The 19,828-nt window shown below is 71.6% G+C and carries 22 protein-coding genes and 2 pseudogenes; 10 read left to right on the forward strand and 14 right to left on the reverse strand.

The genetic code is table 11. From position 1 onward, the window contains the following. Positions 1 to 67 precede the first annotated feature (67 nt). The 4 genes from E2C04_RS14540 to E2C04_RS14555 are packed head-to-tail and all read left to right on the forward strand — an operon-like array spanning position 68 to position 2,651. Positions 68 to 628, forward strand: a complete 561-nt coding sequence (locus E2C04_RS14540) for an amino acid ABC transporter permease (RefSeq protein ID WP_202977808.1) — start codon at positions 68 to 70, stop codon at positions 626 to 628. Next, a complete protein-coding gene (locus E2C04_RS14545) occupies positions 625 to 1,491 on the forward strand; it encodes an amino acid ABC transporter permease (protein ID WP_135833134.1) in 867 nt (288 codons plus the stop codon). Before E2C04_RS14540 ends, E2C04_RS14545 begins: the two co-directional genes overlap by 4 nt. 37 nt (positions 1,492 to 1,528) lie before the next feature. Beyond that, on the forward strand, positions 1,529 to 2,119 hold the full coding sequence (locus tag E2C04_RS14550; protein WP_238694319.1) for a TetR/AcrR family transcriptional regulator: 591 nt from the start codon (positions 1,529 to 1,531) through the stop codon (positions 2,117 to 2,119). Positions 2,120 to 2,165: 46 nt separating this feature from the next. After that, the gene (locus tag E2C04_RS14555) at positions 2,166 to 2,651 is read left to right on the forward strand and encodes a MarR family winged helix-turn-helix transcriptional regulator (RefSeq protein ID WP_135833136.1); all 486 of its coding nucleotides are present in this window, start codon (positions 2,166 to 2,168) and stop codon (positions 2,649 to 2,651) included. Positions 2,652 to 2,661: 10 nt separating this feature from the next. On the opposite strand, the gene E2C04_RS22415 is transcribed toward E2C04_RS14555, so the two are convergent. From E2C04_RS22415 to rsmI, 8 genes and pseudogenes are all read right to left on the reverse strand, one after another. Next, positions 2,662 to 2,835 carry a hypothetical protein gene (locus tag E2C04_RS22415; RefSeq protein WP_477529304.1) on the reverse strand — a complete coding sequence of 58 codons (174 nt, stop codon included), beginning with the start codon at positions 2,833 to 2,835 and terminating at the stop codon, positions 2,662 to 2,664. Between the two features lie 168 nt (positions 2,836 to 3,003). Then, a pseudogene (locus E2C04_RS14560) lies at positions 3,004 to 4,484 on the reverse strand (ABC-F family ATP-binding cassette domain-containing protein); the annotation flags it as partial. Further along, the gene (locus E2C04_RS14565; protein WP_229721561.1) at positions 4,484 to 5,428 is read right to left on the reverse strand and encodes a 4-(cytidine 5'-diphospho)-2-C-methyl-D-erythritol kinase; all 945 of its coding nucleotides are present in this window, start codon (positions 5,426 to 5,428) and stop codon (positions 4,484 to 4,486) included. The pseudogene E2C04_RS14560 and the gene E2C04_RS14565, both read right to left, overlap by 1 nt. Next, positions 5,425 to 6,312: a 16S rRNA (adenine(1518)-N(6)/adenine(1519)-N(6))-dimethyltransferase RsmA gene (gene rsmA, locus E2C04_RS14570; RefSeq protein ID WP_135833137.1), complete on the reverse strand. Its 888-nt coding sequence runs from the start codon at positions 6,310 to 6,312 to the stop codon at positions 5,425 to 5,427. Before rsmA ends, E2C04_RS14565 begins: the two co-directional genes overlap by 4 nt. Positions 6,313 to 6,378: 66 nt before the next feature. Then, positions 6,379 to 7,506: a resuscitation-promoting factor gene (locus E2C04_RS21100; RefSeq protein WP_135833138.1), complete on the reverse strand. Its 1,128-nt coding sequence runs from the start codon at positions 7,504 to 7,506 to the stop codon at positions 6,379 to 6,381. Between the two features lie 264 nt (positions 7,507 to 7,770). Further along, positions 7,771 to 8,661, reverse strand: a complete 891-nt coding sequence (locus E2C04_RS14580) for a TatD family hydrolase (RefSeq protein ID WP_135833139.1) — start codon at positions 8,659 to 8,661, stop codon at positions 7,771 to 7,773. Then, positions 8,658 to 9,509, reverse strand: coding sequence for an alpha/beta fold hydrolase (locus E2C04_RS14585; RefSeq protein ID WP_135833140.1), 852 nt, complete (start codon positions 9,507 to 9,509; stop codon positions 8,658 to 8,660). The genes E2C04_RS14580 and E2C04_RS14585 overlap by 4 nt, the downstream gene beginning before the upstream one ends. Continuing rightward, on the reverse strand, positions 9,506 to 10,390 hold the full coding sequence (gene rsmI / locus E2C04_RS14590) for a 16S rRNA (cytidine(1402)-2'-O)-methyltransferase (RefSeq protein ID WP_135833141.1): 885 nt from the start codon (positions 10,388 to 10,390) through the stop codon (positions 9,506 to 9,508). The genes E2C04_RS14585 and rsmI overlap by 4 nt, the downstream gene beginning before the upstream one ends. A 38-nt stretch (positions 10,391 to 10,428) precedes the next feature. Between rsmI and E2C04_RS14595 the strand changes: the two genes are divergently transcribed. Next, the gene (locus E2C04_RS14595; RefSeq protein ID WP_229721560.1) at positions 10,429 to 12,123 is read left to right on the forward strand and encodes a dolichyl-phosphate-mannose--protein mannosyltransferase; all 1,695 of its coding nucleotides are present in this window, start codon (positions 10,429 to 10,431) and stop codon (positions 12,121 to 12,123) included. Here the strand turns inward: E2C04_RS14595 and E2C04_RS14600 are convergent. From E2C04_RS14600 to E2C04_RS14610, 3 genes and pseudogenes are all read right to left on the reverse strand, one after another. Continuing rightward, positions 12,074 to 12,865 (reverse strand): lysoplasmalogenase, encoded by a 792-nt coding sequence (locus E2C04_RS14600; protein WP_135833142.1) that lies wholly within the window; start codon positions 12,863 to 12,865, stop codon positions 12,074 to 12,076. The genes E2C04_RS14595 and E2C04_RS14600 overlap by 50 nt on opposite strands. Positions 12,866 to 12,935: 70 nt before the next feature. Continuing rightward, positions 12,936 to 13,499, reverse strand: coding sequence for a TetR/AcrR family transcriptional regulator (locus tag E2C04_RS14605; protein ID WP_135833143.1), 564 nt, complete (start codon positions 13,497 to 13,499; stop codon positions 12,936 to 12,938). Between the two features lie 17 nt (positions 13,500 to 13,516). Next, positions 13,517 to 13,921: pseudogene (locus tag E2C04_RS14610) on the reverse strand (ABC transporter ATP-binding protein); the annotation flags it as partial. A gap of 250 nt (positions 13,922 to 14,171) precedes the next feature. Between E2C04_RS14610 and E2C04_RS14615 the strand changes: the two are divergent. Beyond that, positions 14,172 to 15,920, forward strand: coding sequence for a bifunctional metallophosphatase/5'-nucleotidase (locus E2C04_RS14615; RefSeq protein ID WP_202977809.1), 1,749 nt, complete (start codon positions 14,172 to 14,174; stop codon positions 15,918 to 15,920). A 181-nt stretch (positions 15,921 to 16,101) separates the two neighbouring features. Beyond that, the gene (locus E2C04_RS14620; protein ID WP_135833145.1) at positions 16,102 to 16,611 is read left to right on the forward strand and encodes a CarD family transcriptional regulator; all 510 of its coding nucleotides are present in this window, start codon (positions 16,102 to 16,104) and stop codon (positions 16,609 to 16,611) included. A gap of 115 nt (positions 16,612 to 16,726) precedes the next feature. On the opposite strand, the gene E2C04_RS14625 is transcribed toward E2C04_RS14620, so the two are convergent. Next, positions 16,727 to 17,206, reverse strand: coding sequence for an alpha/beta fold hydrolase domain-containing protein (locus E2C04_RS14625; protein ID WP_158630706.1), 480 nt, complete (start codon positions 17,204 to 17,206; stop codon positions 16,727 to 16,729). Positions 17,207 to 17,292: 86 nt separating this feature from the next. Between E2C04_RS14625 and E2C04_RS17830 the strand changes: the two genes are divergently transcribed. Beyond that, on the forward strand, positions 17,293 to 17,469 hold the full coding sequence (locus tag E2C04_RS17830) for a hypothetical protein (RefSeq protein ID WP_158630707.1): 177 nt from the start codon (positions 17,293 to 17,295) through the stop codon (positions 17,467 to 17,469). Between the two features lie 69 nt (positions 17,470 to 17,538). On the opposite strand, the gene E2C04_RS14635 is transcribed toward E2C04_RS17830, so the two are convergent. Further along, on the reverse strand, positions 17,539 to 18,096 hold the full coding sequence (locus E2C04_RS14635; RefSeq protein ID WP_135833147.1) for a TetR/AcrR family transcriptional regulator: 558 nt from the start codon (positions 18,094 to 18,096) through the stop codon (positions 17,539 to 17,541). Positions 18,097 to 18,237: 141 nt separating this feature from the next. Between E2C04_RS14635 and E2C04_RS21105 the strand changes: the two genes are divergently transcribed. Together E2C04_RS21105 and E2C04_RS21110 are read left to right on the forward strand one after the other, a co-directional pair. After that, entirely contained in the window at positions 18,238 to 18,564 is a 327-nt protein-coding gene (locus E2C04_RS21105) for an NAD(P)-dependent oxidoreductase (RefSeq protein ID WP_275106516.1), read from the forward strand. Continuing rightward, a complete protein-coding gene (locus E2C04_RS21110; protein WP_275106517.1) occupies positions 18,525 to 18,893 on the forward strand; it encodes an SDR family oxidoreductase in 369 nt (122 codons plus the stop codon). Before E2C04_RS21105 ends, E2C04_RS21110 begins: the two co-directional genes overlap by 40 nt. 106 nt (positions 18,894 to 18,999) lie before the next feature. On the opposite strand, the gene E2C04_RS14645 is transcribed toward E2C04_RS21110, so the two are convergent. Then, complete coding sequence (locus tag E2C04_RS14645) at positions 19,000 to 19,743, reverse strand: GntR family transcriptional regulator (RefSeq protein WP_135833148.1); 744 nt, start codon at positions 19,741 to 19,743, stop codon at positions 19,000 to 19,002. Positions 19,744 to 19,828 lie beyond the last annotated feature (85 nt).

Here is a 19,828-nt window from a genome sequence, read left to right on the forward strand (position 1 = left end):
TCTTCGCGGTGTCCGGCATCGCCTCCATGGTCTGGGGAACGATCCTGGCCGTCTTCCGGGTCGGCCGGTGTCGATCCTCAACAAGGCGGCCGCCCTCTACGTCACCCTCTTCCGCAACACCCCGCTGCTGATGATCTTCATCTTCATGGCGGTCGCGATGCCGAAGCTGGGCTACACGTTCAAGGTCGTCGAAGGGATCGAGATCGGGGGGTGGGAGGTCTCCGCCTTCTTCTTCCGCTCCTGCCTGGCGCTGACCCTCTACACCTCCGCCTTCGTCTGTGAGGCGATGCGCTCCGGCGTCAACGCCGTCCCGCTCGGCCAGGCCGAGGCCGGTCGCGCGGTGGGCCTCACCTTCATCCAGTCGATGCGCCACGTCGTCCTGCCGCAGGCGCTGCGCGCGGTCATCCCGCCGCTCACCAGCGTGCAGGTCGCGCTGCTGAAGAACACCTCCGTGGCCGCCGTCTTCGGCATGGCCGAGGCAGTGGCCACGATGCGCATCCTCACCAACCGCAACTCCGACGAGACGATCCCGATCTTCCTGGCGTTCGCCGTCGGCTACATCATCCTCGTCGAGGTCGTCTCGCTCACCTCGTACGCGATCGAGCGGAAGGTCCGGGTGGCGCGATGAGCAACTCCGTCCTCTTCGACGCCCCCGGCCCCAGGACGGTCGCACGGCACCGCCTCTACTCAGTCCTGAGCGTCCTGGCGCTCCTGGCCCTGGTGGCCTTCGCCGTCTGGCGGCTCCACGACAAGGGCCAGCTCGAGTACGAGCTCTGGGAGCCCTTCCTCACCCCGGAGTACATCGAGTTCATCCTGGTCGACGGTCTGGTGAAGACCGTCCAGATGGCCTTCTTCTCGATCATCTTCGCCATCGTCTTCGGGCTCGTCTTCGGCGTCGGCAAGCTCTCCGACCACCGGGTCTTCCGCTGGACCTCCTGGTTCGTGGTGGAGTTCTTCCGCGCCGTGCCGGTGCTCCTCCTGATGATCTTCGTCTTCTTCCTGCTCGCCATCGGCAACGGCCCGCTCTCCCCGTTCTGGTGCGTGGTGGCCGCGCTCACCCTCTACAACGGGGCGGTGCTGGCGGAGGTCTTCCGGGCCGGCATCAACGCCGTCCCGGTCGGGCAGGCCGAGGCGGCGTACGCGATCGGCATGCGCAAGTCGCAGGTGATGGTCACGGTCCTGCTGCCCCAGGCCGTCAAGATCATGCTGCCGGCCATCATCAGCCAGATGGTCGTGGCCCTGAAGGACACCAGCCTCGGCTACGCCATCCTGGCGCCGGGCCTCACCGCGGTCGGCAAGCCGATCTACCTCGAGTTCAAGAACCAGGTCCCGACGGCCATCGTGATCACCGCGATCTACGTGATCGTCAACCTGCTGCTCACCTGGCTCGCGACGAAGGTCCAGAAGCGGCTGGTCGGCGAGAAGCCGATCCTGGCCGTGGCCGCCACCCCCGCCGCCGCCCCGACCGCGACGACCGGCCCGACGCCGTGACATGAGCGGCTCCGATCGAAAGGGCTCGACCCGGCGGATGACCGGCGCCGAGCGCCGCGAGCAACTCATCACGGTCGGGCGCGGCCTCTTCGCCGAGCGCGGCTTCGAGGGCACCGCCATCGAGGAGGTGGCGACCCGGGCCGGCGTCTCCAAGCCGGTCGTCTACGAGCACTTCGGCGGCAAGGAGGGCCTGTACGCGGTCGTCGTCGACCGCGAGGTCACCGAGCTGCTGCGGCAGATGCGTACGTCGTTGACCCCGCGCGAGCCCCGCGCCCTCCTGGAGTCGTCGGCGATCGCGCTGCTGACCTACATCGAGGCCAGCCCCGACGGCTTCCGGATCATCGTGCGGGACTCCCCACCGGGCGCCTCGACCTCGACCTTCCAGTCGATCATCGGCGACGTCGGCAACCGGGTCGAGGGGCTCCTGGCCGAGGAGTTCGAGCGCCACGGCCTCGACGCCGAGCACGCGCCGATGTATGCGCAGATGCTGATCGGCATGACGGTGACGCTCGGCCAGTGGTGGCTCGACACCCGGAGCCCGGACAAGGACACCGTCGCCGCGCACCTGGTCAACCTGGCGTGGCACGGCCTGACCGGGCTGCACGCGGACCCCGAGCTCCGCACCTGAGGGACTCTCGACGTCAAGAATCTCGACGGTGGGCTACGCTGCCTCCATGCGCGACGAAGTCGACGAACTCGTGGAGGCCTGGGCGCGGGAGCGCGCCGACCTCGACCTGACCCCGGTCGAGGTGTTCAGCCGGATCGGCCGCCTGTCGCGCCACCTCGACCTGGCCCGCAAGGACGCCTTCGCCGCCAGCGGCGTGGAGTCGTGGGAGTTCGACGTGCTCGCGGCCCTGCGCCGGGCCGGAGCGCCCTACGAGCTCTCCCCCGGGCGGCTGCTGCGCGAGACCCTGGTGACCAGCGGCACGATGACCAACCGCGTCGACCGGCTCACCACCCGGGGCCTGGTGGAGCGTCTCCCCGACCCGAACGACCGCCGCGGGGTCCTCGTACGCCTGACGCCCGAGGGCAAGAGCACCGTCGACGCCGCGTTTGAGGCGTTGCTCGACGCCGAGCGGGCCCTCATGCCCGACCTTGACGCCGACGACCGCGACCAGCTCGCGACGCTGCTGCGCCGCCTGCTCGAGCCCTTCAGCTGAGCGCCGGCGCTCAGCCCTCAGCGACCTCGGCCGCCTCGAGCCACTCCATCTCCAGCTCCTCGCGCTCGGCGGCGTTGGTCGAGAGCTGGTCGCTGAGCGCCGACATGCGGTCGTAGTCGTTGCCGGCGGCCAGCTCGGCCAGCTCGGCGTGGAGCTTCTCGTCGGCGGCTACGAGCTTCTCCATCTGCTTGTCGATCCGCGCCATCGTCTTGCGGGCGGCACGGGCCTCGGCGCTGCCGGCCTTCGCCTGCGCGGCCGGGGCCGGCGGGGTCTCCCCCGCAGCAGCCGCGACCGAGGCAGGCGAGGGTGCGGAGGGCTGCGTACGCACCACAGGGGCGGGCAGCCCGGCGGCGCGACGCTCCAGGTATTCGTCCACGCCGCGCGGCAGCATCGAGATCTGCCCGTCACCAGCAGCGCCCACACCGAATCGGTGACCCGCTCCAGGAAGTAGCGGTCGTGGGAGACCACCACCAGCGTGCCGGGCCAGGAGTCGAGGAAGTCCTCGAGCACGTTCAGCGTGTCGATGTCGAGGTCGTTGGTCGGCTCGTCGAGGAGCAGCACGTTGGGCTCGTCGAGCAGCAGCTTCAGCAGCTGGAAGCGGCGCCGCTCACCACCCGACAGGTCGCCCAGCCGGGCGGTGAGCCGGTCGCCCGTGAAGCCGAAGCGCTCCAGCAACGAGGTGGGCGTGAAGGTCTGCCCGTCGGTCGACCTGATCTCGCGCCGGATCGCGTCGACGGTCTCCAGCACCCGGGCGGTGGGGTCGACCTCGTCGATCGCCTGGGTCAGGTGCGCCAGGGCGACCGTACGTCCGTGCTTGACGCGCCCGTGCTGCGGGTCGAGCCGCTGCGAGAGCAGGTTGAGCACGGAGGTCTTGCCGGCACCGTTGACGCCGACGATGCCCACGCGGTCGCCGGGGCCCAGGCGCCAGGTGGCGTGGTCGAGCAGCACCTTCTCGCCGCGGGCCAGGTCGACGTCCTCGAGGTCGATGACGTCCTTGCCGAGCCGCTGGGTGGCGAACTTCTGCAGCTCGAGCCGGTCGCGCGGCTCCGGCACGTCCTCGATCAGGGCGTTGGCGGCGTCGATGCGGAACTTGGGCTTCGACGTGCGCGCCGGAGCACCGCGCCGCAGCCACGCCAGCTCCTTGCGTACGAGGTTCTGTCGCCGCACCTCGCTGGCGGCGGCCTGGCGCTGGCGCTCGGCCTTGGCCAGCACGAAGGCCGCGTAGCCGCCCTCGTAGGCGTCGACCTTGCCGTCGTGGACCTCCCAGGTGGTCTGGCAGACCGCGTCGAGGAACCAGCGGTCGTGGGTCACCACCACCAGCGCCGAGGGCAGCGAGACCAGGTGCTCGGCGAGCCACGCGACCGCCTCGACGTCGAGGTGGTTGGTCGGCTCGTCGAGCACGATGAGGTCGTGCGGCTCCAGCAGCAGCGCGGCCAGCGCGCAGCGACGACGCTCGCCACCCGACAGGCCGTCGACGACGCGGTCGAGGTCGATCCCGGCCAGCAGCTCACGCACCACGCCGCGGGCGGCGGGGTCGCCGGCCCACTCGTGGTCGGCCTTGCCACGCAGCACGGCCTCGCGCACGGTGTGGCTGTCGTGCAGCTCGTCGCCCTGGTGCAGGTAGCCGACGTCGAGGCCGCCGGTGCGCGAGACGCGCCCGGTGTCGGGCTCCTCCAGGCCGGTCATCACCTCGAGCAGCGTGGTCTTTCCGCCGCCGTTGCGACCGACGATGCCGATGCGCTCACCGACGCCGATGCCGAGCGAGACGTCGTCGAGAAGCGGGCGGATCCCGTACGCCTTGGAGACGCGTTCGAGGTTGAGCAGGTTGGCCATCAGTTCTCCGGGAAGGGCGAGGTGTCGACCACGTGGGCGCCGGACACGGGGCCGTGCGCGGTGAGCACCACAGGTCGGACGGAGGAGAGGGAGGAGGCCACGTCGCGGGCCGCCTCCGCCGAGTCGCAGAGGAAGACGCAGGTCGGGCCGGAGCCGGAGACGAGGCCGCGCAGGGCGCCCTCCATCTCGCCCCGGGCCAGCAGCTCACCCAGGTCGGGGCGCAGGTCGACCGCGGCCGCCTCCAAGTCGTTGTGCAGCGCCGCGGCCAGCGCGAACGGGTCGCCGGAGGTCAGCGCGGTCAGCAGCGGCTGGGCGGAGGCAGGCTCCGGCGAGGCGTCGGGGAAGAGCACGTCGTAGTGCCGGTAGACCGCCGGGGTCGACAGCCCGCCGGCGTCGGGCACCACGACCCACGACCAGTTGCCGGTGTCGTCGATCGGCGTGACGACCTCCCCCCGGCCGAGGCCCCGGGCGGTGCCGCCGACCAGCGAGAAGGGGATGTCACTGCCCAGCTGGGCGGCCAGGGCGAGCAGCTGCTCGTCGGGGGTCTGCAGGTCCCAGAGGCGGTCGAGGGCGACCAGCGCGGCCGCCGCATCGGCAGAGCCGCCGGCCATCCCACCCGCGACCGGGATCGTCTTCGAGACCTCGACGTGGGCGCGCGGGGTGCAGCCGTCGGCGCACCCCGTGGCGCAGAGCAGCGCCGCGACCTGGTCGACGACGTTGTCGCCGGGGCCGGGCAGCTCGACGGCGCCGAGGTGGTCGGCCACCGTCGTCGACAGCGACCAGTCGTCGGCGGCGTACGCCGTGAGGTCGTCGTACAGGCTCACGGCCTGGTAGACGGTGTCGAGCGGGTGGAAGCCGTCCTCGCGCGGGGCGCCGACGCCGAGGTGCAGGTTGATCTTGGCGGCGGCACGCACGGTGATGCCCTGGCGGGAAGGGTGCGTCACGCGGTCGCTCCCGACGAGGTCTCCAGGAGGGCCTCGGTGATCCGGACGAAGTCGTCGAGGACGAGCGTCTCGCCGCGGGCCTGCGGGTCGACGCCGGCGGCCACCAGGGCGGCCTCGGCACGCTCGCCCGAGCCGTCGACGAGCGACTTCAGGGTCGAGCGCAGGGTCTTGCGGCGCTGCGCGAAGGCGGTGTCGACGACGCCGAAGACCTGCTCCCGGGTCGCGGTCGTGGCCGGGGGCTCGCGCCGGGTCCACGCCACCAGGCCGGAGTCGACGTTGGGGGCGGGCCAGAAGACGTTGCGCCCGATCGCGCCAGCGCGGCGCACGTCGGCGTACCAGGACGCCTTGATCGAGGGGATGCCGTAGACCTTGGAGCCGGGCGTGGCCGCCAGGCGGTCGGCGACCTCGGACTGCACCATGACCAGGCCCCGCTCCAGGGAGGGCAGCAGCGCCATCATGTGCAGCAGCACAGGGACGGAGACGTTGTAGGGCAGGTTGGCGACCAGCGCGGTGGGCGCCGGGCCGGGGACCTCGGTGATCCGCAGCGCGTCGGCCAGCACGACCTCGAAGCGCGAGGCCTGGTCGGGGGCGTAGTCGGCGATGGTCTCGGGGAGGAGCTCGGCCAGCAGCGGGTCGACCTCGACGGCGACCACCCGGCGTGCGACCTCCAGCAGCGCCAAGGTGAGCGAGCCCAGGCCGGGCCCGACCTCGATCACCACGTCGTCCCCGGTGATGCCCGACTCCCGGACGATGCGCCGCACCGTGTTGGGGTCGATCACGAAGTTCTGCCCGCGCTGCTTGGTGGGCCGCAGGTCGAGCCGGGCCGCCAGCTGACGCACATCGGCCGGCCCCAGAAGTCGAGGGCCGGCCGATGCGTTGGTCATGGGCGCAAGCGTAGTTGTCGCGTCAGCGCAGACCCAACCCGCGCAGCGCGGAGCGGGGGGCTGGCGTCAGCGCAGACCCAGCTTGGCGGTGCAGTGCGGCCACTGTCCCCAGCCCGCGCGGGCCTGGAGGATCTTGCCGCGCTTGATCTGCTCCTCACGGCTGTGCTGGTGGGGCAGTCCGCTGCCACCGACCGAGGCCCACGTGGCGGCGCTGAACTGCAGTCCGCCGTAGTAGCCGTTGCCGGTGTTGGTGCCCCAGTTGCCGCCGGACTCGCACTGGGCGAGGGCGTCCCACACGGTGTTGCCGCTGGTGAAGACCGGGGCGGCCTTCTTGGTGCCGACCTTGACGACGGCGTCGACGGCCTTGCGGGTGACGTCGGCGGAGACCACCTTGCGGGCGACCAGCTTGCCGTTCTCGTAGCGCAGCTCGTAGACCACGTCGCGCAGGCCGGGCTTGCCGGCGCGCACGACGGTCTCGTCGCCCTCCATCATGGAGGCATCGCTGCGCTCGACGGTGTCGAAGGAGATCTTCTCGCCGTCGATGCTCTTGCGGACGATCTTGATCCGGGTGACGGTGACCTTGTCGCCGGACTTGATCTTCTTGCCGACGCGGGGCGTCACCTCGTCGTGCTGGCCGACCTTGATGCCGAGCTCGGAGAGCACGTCACCGACGGTCAGGGCGGCGACGTCGAGCTTGCGCGTCTTGCCGGCGCCGACGGCGAGGCGGATCTCCTTGGGGGTCACGACCTCCAGCGACATGCCGGAGCGACGGATGGTCGAGGAGCGGCTGGCCGAGAGCTCGGCGCCGACGAAGCGGCGACCGATCTGCGAGAGGGCCCCGTCGACGGAGGTGGCGGTCACCCAGTGGGTGGACTCCTTGCCGTCGACGTTGAGCTCGAGGGGGCGGCCGAAGGCCACGGTGATGGCGGTCCCGTCGGACACCTCGGTGTCCAGGGAGGGGGCGACCTCGTCGTACTGGCCGATCTCGATGCCTTCGGAGGCCAGGACCTCCTCGACGGTGCCGCCGAGGGCGCTGACCTCACTGCTCTTCCCGTCGAGGGTGAGCGTGACCGACTTGCTGAGGGATGCGTATCCGAGAGTGGTGCCTGCGACAGCCAGGGCAATGACGGCGCTCAGGGCGACGAGGAGCTTGCGGCTGTGCAGGAGTGACTGGATGGACGGTGCGATGCGCACGTTTCTCCGAACTTCGTGCTTCCCGGGCCTCAGGAAACCGGCACGTAGCCACGCGCACCACGACTGCGTCGTGGGGGGAGGAGCGGTGGTTCCGGGCCAGGGTTCCGTGTGGCGCCCGGGGTGCTGGTCGGGGGGTTGGATGGGTCCTGATCCCGGCCTTCAGCTCACGACCATAACCAAATCGGCGTAGTCACCCAATTCGAATCCACACATTGAGCGTAGGCCGTGACGAGGCTCTCCTCTCGTCGGCCGCACGCGCGGCGGCTACCAGGAGCCCCCGAAGGCGGCCTCGGTGTTGGCGTCGACGGCCGCGCAGAGCTCGCCCAGGTCGTCCCCGCGGACCTCAGCCATCAGCCGCATCGTGAGGGGCACGAGGTACGACGCGTTGGGCCGTCCGCGCCACGGCACGGGCGTCAGGAAGGGGGCGTCGGTCTCGACCAGGACCCGGTCGCGCGGGGTGATCGCCAGCGCCTCGCGCAGCGGGTCGGCGTTCTTGAAGGTGACGGTCCCGGCGAAGCTGAGGTGGGCGCCCCGGTCGAGGCACTCGCGGGCGAAGTCGGCGTCACCGGAGAAGCAGTGCATCACCCAGCGCTCGGGCGCCCCCTCGGAGTCGAGCACGTCGAGCACGGCTTGGTGGGCGTCGCGGTCGTGGATCACCAGCGTCTTGTCGAGCCGCTTGGCGATGTCGACGTGCCGTCGGAAGCTCTCCTCCTGCGCGGCGACCCCCTCGGGCCCGGTGCGGAAGAAGTCGAGGCCGGTCTCCCCCACCGCCCGCACGTCGGCGTGGGCGGCGGCGAGCTGCTCGATCTCGGCCAGCGCCGCCTCCAGCTGGCCCTGCTCGGCCAGGCGGGGTGCCTCGTTGGGGTGCAGCGCGACGCCGGCGACGATCGCGGCGTGGTCGCGGGCGGCCTCCACGGCCCAGCGGGCGCCGGGCAGGTCGCAGCCGATCTGCACGATGCGTGGCACGCCGACCGCGGCCGCCCGGTCGAGCGCCTCCTGGGTGCTCAGCCAGTCGCCGTCGGCGATGTCGAGGTGGCAGTGGTTGTCGACCACCGGGTGCGGCAGCGGCTCGGGGGCGGGCGGCCGCTCACGGTCACGCCGGGCGCCGGACTTCTCCTCGGTCGCCGCGCGCTCGCGGATGGCGCGGTCGCTCATCGCTGGCTCCCGACCCGGTCCAGGACCACGTCGGCGAGCAGGGCGGGTGCCTCCTCGGGGATCCAGTGGCTGACGTGCTCGAGCTCGACGTAGCGGTAGTCGTCGGTGACCCACGCGTCGCACCCCTCGGCGGCGGCGCGCGAGATGGCGGAGTCGTCGGTGCTCCAGACGTACGTCGTCGGCACGGTGACCCGTCGGCTCCAGGCGGGCTTGCGCGCGACGAGCGAGAGCGGGACCGCGCGGTACCAGGCCAACGCGGTCGCCAGGGCGCCGTCCTCGACGACCTCGCTGTGGAAGCGCTGGAGCTGGCCCGAGGCCATCCCGCTGGCCCGCAACCCCTGGTCGAGCGCGTGGGGCCGGACCTTGACCAGGCCGTCGACCAGGAACGGCACGTTGAAGAGGCCGAAGTACCACGAGCGCAGCGCCTGGCTGCTGGTCACCGTGGCCCGGGCCATCGCGCCCGGGTGCGGAACGGAGATGGCGGTCAGGGTGCTGACCAGGTCGGGACGGGTGGCGGCCACGCCCCATGCGACGACGGCGCCCCAGTCGTGCCCGACGAGGTGGACCGGGCGGCCGACCTCTTCGGCGAGGGCGATCGCGTCGTCGACCAGCGCGGAGATCCGGTAGTTCCAGCGCCCCCGGGGACGCGCTCCGGGCGAGTAGCCGCGCTGGTCGAGGGCGTACGTGCGCAGCCCGCCGTCGTGGAGCAACGGCTCGACGAGCCGCCAGCAGCTCGACCGCTGCGGGAAGCCGTGCAGCAGCACCGAAGGCTCCCCGTCGACCGGACCGCTGGTGGTCACGTCGAACTCCAGCCCGTCGCGGGTGAAGCCGGTCAGCTCCGGGGTCATCGCACGTGCACCAGGTCGTAGACCTCGCGCTTGGGCACTCCGGCCAGCTTGGCGACTGCGGCGATGGCGTCCTTGCGGCTCATCCCCCCACCCTCGCGCTCCGCGACCGCCGCGCGCAACGCCTCCGGCGTGTTCTCGACCTCTGCCACGGCCTCGGCGCCCTGCACGACGACGGTGACCTCACCGCGTACGCCCTCGCCCGCCCACGCGGCCAGCGCGCGCAGGCCTCCGCGCACGACCTCCTCGTGGGTCTTGGTCAGCTCCCGGCAGACCGCCGCCGGGCGGTCGTCGCCGAGCGCGTCGGCCATCGCGGTCAGCGCAGCCTCGGTGCGGTGCGGGGCCTCGAAGAAGACCATCGTGCGCTCCTCGCGGGCCAGCGACTCCAACCGGCGCGAGCGCTCCCCCGCCTTGCGCGGCAGGAAGCCCTCGAAGCAGAAGCGGTCGACCGGCAGCCCCGAGACGGCCAGGGCGGTGAGCACGGCGCTGGGACCGGGCACGGCCGTGACCCGGACGCCGGCCTCGACCGCAGCGGCCACCAGGCGGTAGCCGGGGTCGGAGACGCTGGGCATGCCGGCGTCGGTCACCAGCACCACCCGCTCGCCGGCCAGGAGCGCGTCGAGGAGCACCGGCGTACGCGCCTGCTCGTTGCCCTCGAAGTAGGAGACGACGCGACCGGTCAGGGTGACCTGGAGGTCGGTGGTCAGGCGCTTGAGGCGGCGGGTGTCCTCGGCGGCCACGACGTCGGCGCCGGCGAGCTCGGCGGCCAGGCGCGGCGGCGCGTCGGCGGCCTGCCCGATCGGGGTGCCGGCCAGCACCAGGACTCCGGGTCCGTCGCCCTCGCGCCGCGGGCCGTTCGCTCTGGAAGACGTCGCCTCAGTCATGGCCCCATCCTGCCGTGCGATGGCTACAGTGACCGACCGTGACCCCTGAGGCGAGGTTCCCCACGCGGGCGCGGCCGCGGTCCGAGGCCCGGACCCCGACCCCGCGCGGCATCGCCCCTGCCCACGCCCCGGAGCGCCGTGGGCTCGAGCAGCCGGTGTACGCCTGGGGTGGCGCCGCGCTGCTCGCCCTCTTCGCCTTCGTGCTGCGGGTCTTCCGGATCGGCGAGCCGAGCTCGTTCGCCTTCGACGAGACCTACTACGCCAAGCACGGCTGGTCGCTGGTCCACCACGGCTACGCCCGCAGCTACGTCGAGGGCGCCGACGCAAAGATCCTCACCGGCCAGACCGACGGCATCTGGCTCGACACCCCCGAGATGATCGTCCACCCCGAGGTCGGGAAGTGGCTCTTCGGCCTCGGGGAGCTGGTCTTCGGGATGGACCCCACCGGCTGGCGCATGGCCTCGGCGATCATCGGCTCGCTGATGGTGCTGGTGATGTGCCGCTTCGCGACCCGCGTCACCGGGTCGGTCTTCCTCGGCCTGCTCGCCGGCCTGCTGCTCTCCCTCGACGGGCTCCACCTGGTGCTCTCACGCCTGGCGCTGCTCGACATCGTCCTGGCCTTCTTCATGCTGCTGGGCGTGCACTGCGTGGTCGCCGACCGGCAGTGGTTCCGCGCCCGGGTCGCCCGGGCCGCCGACGGACCGGTGTCGGAGTGGGGTCCGGTCTGGCTCTTCCGCCCGTGGCTGCTGGCCGCCGGCCTGTGGTTCGGCCTGGCGGTCGGCACCAAGTGGTCCGCGCTCTACCCACTGGCCGCCTTCGGCGTGTGGCTGTGGGTCTCCAACGCCCTGGCCCGCCGTTCCCTGCGGGTGCGTTGGGCCGTGGCGAGGTCGGCCCTGGTCGACGGGGTCCCGGCCTTCCTCCACCTGGTCGGCGTGGCCTTCGTCGTCTACGTGCTCTCGTGGACCGGCTGGCTGCTCAACGCCGAGGAGTACGAGCAGCACCTGTCGAACACGCAGTACACGAGCTTCGGTGGCGGCAGCCAGTGGCCGAGCGCGCAGCAGCCCGACGCGGCCTGCGACGGGCTCGGTGACGCGCTGACCAGCCTCTGCGCGCCCGCCGAAACCGTGCAGTCGCTGCGTTCGCTGGCCAGCTATCACCGCGACGTGTGGAACTTCCACACCGAGTTCCTCAACGACTCGACCCACACCTACGCGTCGAAGCCGTCGGGCTGGCTGCTCATGGCCCGCCCCGTCGGCGTCGACGCCCAGCTCGACATCAAGCCCGACACCGAGGGCTGTGAGGCCGCGGCCGACTCCTCCTGCCTGCGCCAGGTTCTGCTGCTCGGCAACCCGGTGCTGTGGTGGGGCGGCTGCGTGGCGCTGCTGGCCTCGGTGGTGCTGTGGGTCGGCCGTCGCGACTGGCGCTTCGGCGTGCCGATCGTGGGTGTCGCGTCGACGTGGCTCCCGTGGCTGCGCTACGACGACCGCACGATCTTCGTCTTCTACGCGATCACGATCCTGCCGTTCGTGGTGCTCGCCCTGACGCTCTGCATCGGCGCGCTGCTCGGCCCGACGCTGCGCGCCTCACCCCGGCGTACGGTCGGGGTCGTCGCCTCGGGCGCCTTCGTCGCCGCGGTGGTGCTCGCCTTCGGGTGGTTCTGGCCGATCTGGACCGACCAGCTCATCACCCACGCAGAGTGGATGCGTCGGATGTGGCTGAAGTCGTGGATCTGACCGGGGCCGCCTGGCTCTGGACGAGGCCGCGCACGATCAGCCACTGCGCGACCAGGTAGGTCAGCATCACCCAGAAGCCGTGCGCCGGCAGCGCCAGGCCTGCGCCGCCGAGCCCGATCAGCGAGTCCGACAGCACGAAGAGCGCGGCGCCGGTCGCGGTGGCCGGCGAGATGCGGTGGGCCAGGAAGGCCATCGAGCCGAGCGCCAGGCCGTAGGTGCCGACGGCGAACAGGAACGGGTTGACGCCGCCCGTGGCGAGGAAGAAGCCGGCGAGCGCGAGCCACCACACGGCGTACGGCGCGAGCAGCGCGGGCCGTCCGGCCGTACGCGCGGGGTCGCCGGCCTTGACGAAGGTGACGGCGTAGGCGACCTGGGCGACGCCGAAGAGGCCGACGCCGGCCAGGAAGAGGTCGGGGCTGATCAGCGCCAGGTCGCCGAACCAGCTGAAGGTGACGCCGACCGCGGCCCACGGCCACCAGGCGGGGAGCGGCCTGCGGTCGACACCTCGGCCGCCCGAGGTGAGCCCCTCCCCCAGCACGAGCGCCAGGGCCGGCAGCAGCAGCGCCTTCGAGACCGGCGCGACGACGGACGCGCCCGGGACCCCGGCGGCGATGCCGAGCTGGGCGAGCAGGTGCACGCCGGTCACGGCCCAGAAGGGCACGGTGGTGCCCGGGCGCACCCCGCGCACCCGGGCCAGCTTCGAGACGGTGGCGCGCAGTCCTCGACGTGCTCTGGTTCGCATCCCCGCACCTTGCCCCAGTGCGGGCCGGATCGCGAGCGGAACGCGCCCGAAAAGTCGAGGAGGGGTCGCCTCAGCCGTCGAGGCTGGCGTAGAAGGGGCCGAGCAGCGTGGTCACGTGACCGGCGACCTCGGCCCGGTCGCGTCCCTCCTCGAGCATCCGCGAGGCCGTGTAGACGACCGCCTGGACCATCTCGGCCAACGCCTCGTCACCGCCCAGCGCGTCGAGCAGGGGGCGGACGATCTCGTCGTGCATCGCCTTGCCGGCGGTGGCCATCCGGTCACGGGCGTGGGTGGCGAGCCCGCGGACGACGGCGTGCTCACCCTCGTCGACGAGCGCCAGGTTGACCTCGACGTAGGCGGCGACCTTGGCGCCGGGGCCGGGGGCTGCGTCCATGGCGGCGTGGATCCGCTCGGACCAGCGCGGCAGGACGTCGGCGATCACGGCGTCGAGGAGCTCCTCGCGGGAGGAGAAGTACTGGTAGAGGCTGGTGCGGGCCAGCCCGGTCCGCCGCCCCACCTCGGCGAGGCTGGGGGCGGCGGACGAGTCGGCGAGCAGTGCCCGGGCAGCGTCGAGGAGGGCACGGCGCTGCTGGGCGCGGTGCTCCGCGAGGCTGTCGGCGTTGATCCGGGGCACTGCTCGCTCCTGCTCTCTCAGGACTGACGCGTGAGGCGTCCGTCGACCATCTCGTAGACGGAGTCGCAGTGTGTCAGGACGTCACGGTCGTGCGTCACCATGACGGTGGCGACACCCTGCTCCTTGGTCTCACGGGCCAGGACCTCGACGACCTCCTGCGAGCGCTGACGGTCCAGCGCGGCGGTCGGCTCGTCGACGAGCAGCACCTGCGGCCGCACCATCAGGGCCGGCACCAGGTTGGAGGACTGGAAGACGAAGCCGATGAGCTCGCGACGCAGGCGCGAGAGCTCCTTGGCCGAGCGGCCGACGAGCTGCTCGTCGCCGATCTGCACCTGGCCCGAGGTGGGGCTGCTCAGTCCGCCGGCCACGGCCAGCACCGACGACTTGCCGGAGCCCGACGGGCCGACGACCGCGACGAACTCGCCGGGGGCAAGCCCCCATCAGTCCGAACCGGGCCCGCGCGAAGCGGAGCTCGCGGAGTGCGAGGAACATGGTTCCACCTGACGGTTTGACGACACGACGTCGGCAAGTTTGCGGACGCCGTGTCGGGAAACCAACGCTGGGCACGTGGCCCGGCCTCACGGTGACGAGCGCCACCCAGGGGTATGGACACCGCTGCCCTCGCGGGCGAGGATGCCGGAGTCAGCGACACGCCGCTTCTCGAGGAGACACATGTCTAGGCGCACCCGCATCGGAGCCATGGCCGCCACCCTGGCCGCATCGGCTCTACTCGTCGGCACTCTCGGTCAGGCCTCCACCGCCTCACCGGGTCGGCACAAGCACCACAAGCCCCGGACCGTCCCGGTCCAGGTCCTGTCGTTCAACGACTACCACGGCCAACTCGAGGCACCGGCCGGGACGAGCGCCACGCTCGGCGCCGCGGAGGACCCGACCAACACCGTCGTCGGTGGCGGTGAATACCTCGCCACCCACCTCGAGCGGCTGCGCAAGGGCGTACGCCACTCCACGACCGTGGCGGCCGGCGACCTGATCGGCGGCACCCCCTTCCTCTCCGGGCTCTTCCACGACGAGCCGTCGGTGGAGTCGCTCAACGCGATGGATCTCGACATCTCCTCGGTCGGCAACCACGAGTTCGACGAGGGCGTCACCGAGCTGCTGCGCATGCAGAAGGGCGGCTGCCACCCGGTCGACGGGTGCTACACCGACCAGCCCTACCGCGGTGCCGACTACCAGTGGCTCGCCGCCAACGTGAAGTACAAGGAGGGCACCCGCAAGGCCGGGCGCACCGTGCTCCCGCCCTACGAGATCAAGCGCTACCAGGGCATCAAGGTCGCCTACATCGGCATGACGCTCGAGGGCACGCCCGAGATCGTCGCCCAGGCAGGGATCAAGGACGTCGAGTTCCTCGACGAGGCCCGCACCGCCAACACGCTGGTGCGCCAGCTCAAGCGCAAGGGCGTCGAGGCATTCGTGGTGCTGCTGCACGAGGGCGGCTTCGCCCCCGGCGGCTACGACGAGTGCGGCGGCCTCTCCGACCCGATCAAGACGATCAACGACAACCTCGACCCCGAGGTCGACCTGCTCGTCACCGGTCACACCCACTCCCCGTACGTCTGCCCGCTGCCCGACGCCCGGGGCCGCACCCGCTACGTCACGAGCGCCTCGTCGCAGGGGCGCGTCGTCAACGAGACGTGGCTGCAGCTCGACCGGCGTACGCGTGACGTCGTGCGCTCGAAGGTCACCTCCACCAACCACCTGGTGACCCGCGACGTGACGCCGGACGCGACGCAGAGCGCCATCATCGCCAAGTGGAACGCGCTCTCCGCGCCGATCGCCAACCGGGTCGTGGGCACCATCGCCACCGACATCACCCGCGCGGCCGACCGGCAGACGGAGTCGTCGCTGAGCAACCTCATCGCCGACGCCCAGCTGGCCGCCACCTCGGCCCCGGCCGACGGTGGTGCCGTGGCCGCCTTCATGAACCCCGGCGGCGTACGCGGCGACCTGACGTACGCACAGATCAGCGGCGGCGAGGCGCCGGGCGAGGTGACCTACGGGGAGGCGTTCACGGTGCAACCGTTCGGCAACCTGGTGGTGACGCTCGACCTGACGGGCGACGCGATCGAGCGGCTGCTCGAGCAGCAGTTCACCGCCGACGCCGTACGCCTGCACCTCGGCGTCTCCGAGGGCTTCAGCTACACCTACGACCTGTCCCGGCCCGCCGGCGACAAGGTCGACCCGGCGACGATCACCATCAACGGCGCGCCGCTCGACCTGGGTGCGACCTACCGCATCACCACCAACAACTTCCTCGCCGACGGCGGGGACGGGTTCAGCGTCCTCACCGAGGGCACGAACCGCGCCGGTGGTGGCGACGACCTGGCCGCGCTGATCGACTACATGGGCGCCAACCCGGGCCTGCAGCCCGCTCCCACGGACCGCGTGACCGAGCTGCCCTGACCCTGCGCCCGACCCCCGTCCGGGGACTCGTCGACCTCGACCGGACCGCCCGCGTGGCGGTCCGGTCGAGGTGCTTCTGCAGAGTGGCGCCAGTGTGTGGACTGACGTGAGAGAATGAAGGTGCCGTTCTGCTCGTCACGAGCGGCCGCACGCAGATCCGCATCAAACGAAGAGTGTGAGCATGGAGTTCTCCCAGGGCCAGACGGTCATCCACCCCCACCACGGTCCCGCGACCGTGGCCAAGGTGTTCAGCCGTACCTTCAAGGGGCAGGAGCGCCAGTACCTGGAGCTGCAGGTCCACAGCAGCGACCTGTCGATCAACCTGCCCATCGACCAGGCCGACGAGGTCGGCGTCCGGGCCGTCTTCGCCCAGGACGAGACCAACGACCTCCTCGACGTCCTGCGCGCCCCCACCGGCGCCCAGGAGCAGAACTGGTCGCGTCGCATGAAGGCCAACTCCGAGCGCCTCAAGCTCGGTGACCTTCCCACCACGGCCGGCGTCGTCCGCGACCTCATCCGTCGTCAGGAGGAGCACGGCCTCTCCCCCAACGAGCGGGAGATGCTGAAGACCTCGAGCCGCCTCGTGCTGGCCGAGCTCGCGCTGTCCCTCTCGATCGACGAGGACGCCGCCGAGGAGCTGCTCCGGCAGACGGTGCTCGGCGAGGTCGCCGCGCAGCCCGCCGAGGCCTGACGCACCACGCATCTGGCTCTCCAGCCACCTGTCGTGACCGCCACTGGTCACTTGATGGGCATCCAGGACACCGGAACGCCCATCAAGTGACCAGTGTGCATTTCGGGGGCCGCGCTCAGTCGGCCAGACGGGCCTCGGTCCAGGCCAGCAGGTCGGGGAGCATCGGCGATTCCTCCTGCACCAGGCTCAGGTGGTCCAGGCCCGGGTAGACCACGAGGTCGACCTCGCGGCCTCCCGCTCGCACACCCGCCACGTAGTCGCGCTGCAACCGAGGGGTGATCAGGGTGTCGGCGGCACCCTGGGCGACCCACAGCGGCGACCTGCCGGGCGCGTCCGGCTCGTTCTCCTCCAGCCGCCGGCCCAGGGGGCCCGCGGCCGCGTCGCGGCGCAGCACGTCCTCGTCGCGCATCGACAGCGCGGTCAGCACCGAGGCCAGCACCCCGGGCTCGGAGAGGCAGCGGCTCGCCATCCGGCGCACCAGCGGCACGGCAGCCGGACGGACGACGTCGCGCAGGCGTACGTCGTCGTAGGCGCTGGCGTAGCCCTGCACCACGAACGCGGCGAAGACCGACCCGCCCGTGACGTCGGCCAGCACATGGTGACCGGCAGGCCGGTGCGCTCGCGGATCCGGCGCTCGAAGGCTGAGTTGCCCTCGGTGCCGCCCAGAAGGTCTCGGCCGACATGCCCATCACCATGCGCTCGGGCTCGGCCGTCAGCACGTCCCGCACGGCGTCGTCGATCGAGCCGCGGATCTGGGTGAGCAGGGCCTCGAAGCCGGCGTCGCCGTCGATGGTGGGGTCGGGGATGAACATCGAGCCGGCCCGGAAGGCGACATCCTCGACGCCGGCCTTCCAGTAGTCGTGCTCGACGACGGTGTTGGTGGGGGGACGATCACCCCGAACACCGCGCGCGGTCCGACGGCGTTGGTCACGCCTGGCCCTGCGGGAAGTAGAGGTCGACCGCACGGTGGGCCCGTTCGCGGCTGGCGGGCCGGTCGAGCAGCAGCGCGTCGACGAGGAGCGGCGCGACGATGGCGTTGACGGCGTCGTCGGCGACCTCCCCGGTGACGCCGTCGGAGGTGAGCACGGTGCGGAACGGCGCGACCAGGTCGTCGACGTAGCGCTGGCGCAGCGGGATCGCGGCGGGGTCGCTGGCGGCCATGGTGACCAGGGCCTGGAGGAAGGCCGCCACCGGACGGTCACGCAGGCGGTCGCAGAGCAGGTCGACCTCGGCGTGGAGGTCGGCCACGGGGTCGCCCGTGAGCGTCCGCTGCACCGGCGGCGCGACCTCGATGAGGGCGGCGAGCACGTCGGTGGGCGTCGCCCAGTGCCGATAGATCGTGGAGCGGGAGACGCCGGTGGCCTGGTGCAGGCGCAGCGGGGTCAGCGCGGCCCCACCCTCCGAGAGCAGCAGCTCGAGCGCCGCCGTGAGGACGGTGGTGACGGTGTCAGTTGCGGGCCCCGCGGGCCGTCCGATCTTGCTCACAAGAGTTGACGCTACATCGTGCACCGTGGCGTGTAGGACCTCTTGGGCGAGCCGGCATCGAATCGACCGAACCCGGGTAAGAGGTCACGGTGTGCGCACGCCCGGCACGCACCCCACAGCACCCGTTCCCCAGGAGGTCGCATGTCGAAGGTCATCATCATCGGCGGTCACGGCAAGGTCGCGCTGCGCCTGGCCCCGCAGCTGGTGGAGCGCGGTGACGAGGTCACCAGCGTCTTCCGCAACCCCGACCACGAGGACGAGGTGGCCCGGACGGGCGCGCGGGCGGTCGTCGGCGACGTCGAGACCATGAGCACCGAGGCGCTGACCGAGCTGGTCCGCGACCATGACGCCGTCGTCTGGTCGGCCGGAGCCGGGGGCGGTGACCCGGAGCGTACGTACGCAGTCGACGGGACGCCGCCGTGCGCTCGATGGAGGCAGCCAAGGCCGCCGGCATCCGGCGCTACGTGATGGTCTCGTTCCTGGGGGCGGCGAAGGAGAACCTGCCGCCCGAGGACGACTCCTTCTTCGCGTACGCCGACGCCAAGGTGGCCGCCGACGAGCACCTGCGGACCTCGGGGTTGACGTACACGATCCTGCAGCCCGGGATGCTGACCCTGGACGAGCCGACCGGCCAGGTCGACGTGCTCGACGCTGTGCCCGACGACGGCAACACCTCCGTCAGCCGTGGCGACGTCGCCCTGATGACGGCTGCGGTGCTGGCCGACGACGCCACCGCCAACCGGACCATCGCCTTCCGCAACGGTGGTACGCCCATCGCGGAGGCCATCCGCTCCTGACACCAGGCGTCGAGTCAGCCGGCCGTGCGTCGCCACCGGACCGGAGGGACGTCGCGTGAGGGAGGGTGACCCTACTCTCTCGCGCCGAGTTTGCCCGCCCGGTCGGTCAGGTGCTGGCGGATTTGGCCTGTGCGGAACCCCGGCCGGACTTGGACGCGAACTGACGCAGGAGCTGGTCCTCGGCGCGATCGAGGTAGTTGAGGAGCACCTCGAGAGCCTCCTGACTGCGCCCGGCTTCCACCAGCGTCGCGATGCGCTCGTTGTCGCCCAGGTACGGCTCGTAGAAGTCGCGCACGGTCGGCATCACATGGAAGACCAGTCGGAGCTCTGCCAGCAGCTGGTCCATGATCTCGTCGATCCGAGGGCTGTTGGCCAGCGCGGCAATCGAGCGGTGAAAGTGCATGTTGGCCGTTCCGACGCCGTCCCAGTCCGCCCGCTCTGCCGCAGCCACGCCCATGGATACGGCGGAGCGCACCTGCGAGACGGCCTGGGCGCGCCCAGCATCGGCCGACTCACCCCAGAATCGGAGGGCAGCTCCCTCAAGGGCCCGCCGTATCCGGTAAATGTCGACCACGTCGGCCTCGGTCAGCACCCGCACAAAGACGCCGCGGTTCAGCTCATGCACAAGGAGCCGCTCGTGGGTCAGCAGACGAAAGGCCTCGCGAAGAGTGTTGCGCGACACCTGGAGCGCATCCGCGATGGAGTCCTCGGCCAACTTCGTTCCTGGCAGGACCCGGCCCTCCATCACCATGTCACGCAGGATGTCGGCGACCTTCTCGGCCGTCGATGCGCGGACCAGCGAGCGCCTCGCCGAGATCAGCTCCGCGGTCCAGCCAGACGCGTCCGTCATGTCCCCCCCCCTCCTCCGGTGACCCTGTGCGCTCGTCCCATTGTCGCCAAGGACGGCGACCCGTGCGGTCGTGGTCCACCTGTCA

The sequence above is a fragment of the Nocardioides daphniae genome, from assembly GCF_004777465.1.
GTDB classification, from domain to species: Bacteria; Actinomycetota; Actinomycetes; order Propionibacteriales; family Nocardioidaceae; genus Nocardioides; species Nocardioides daphniae.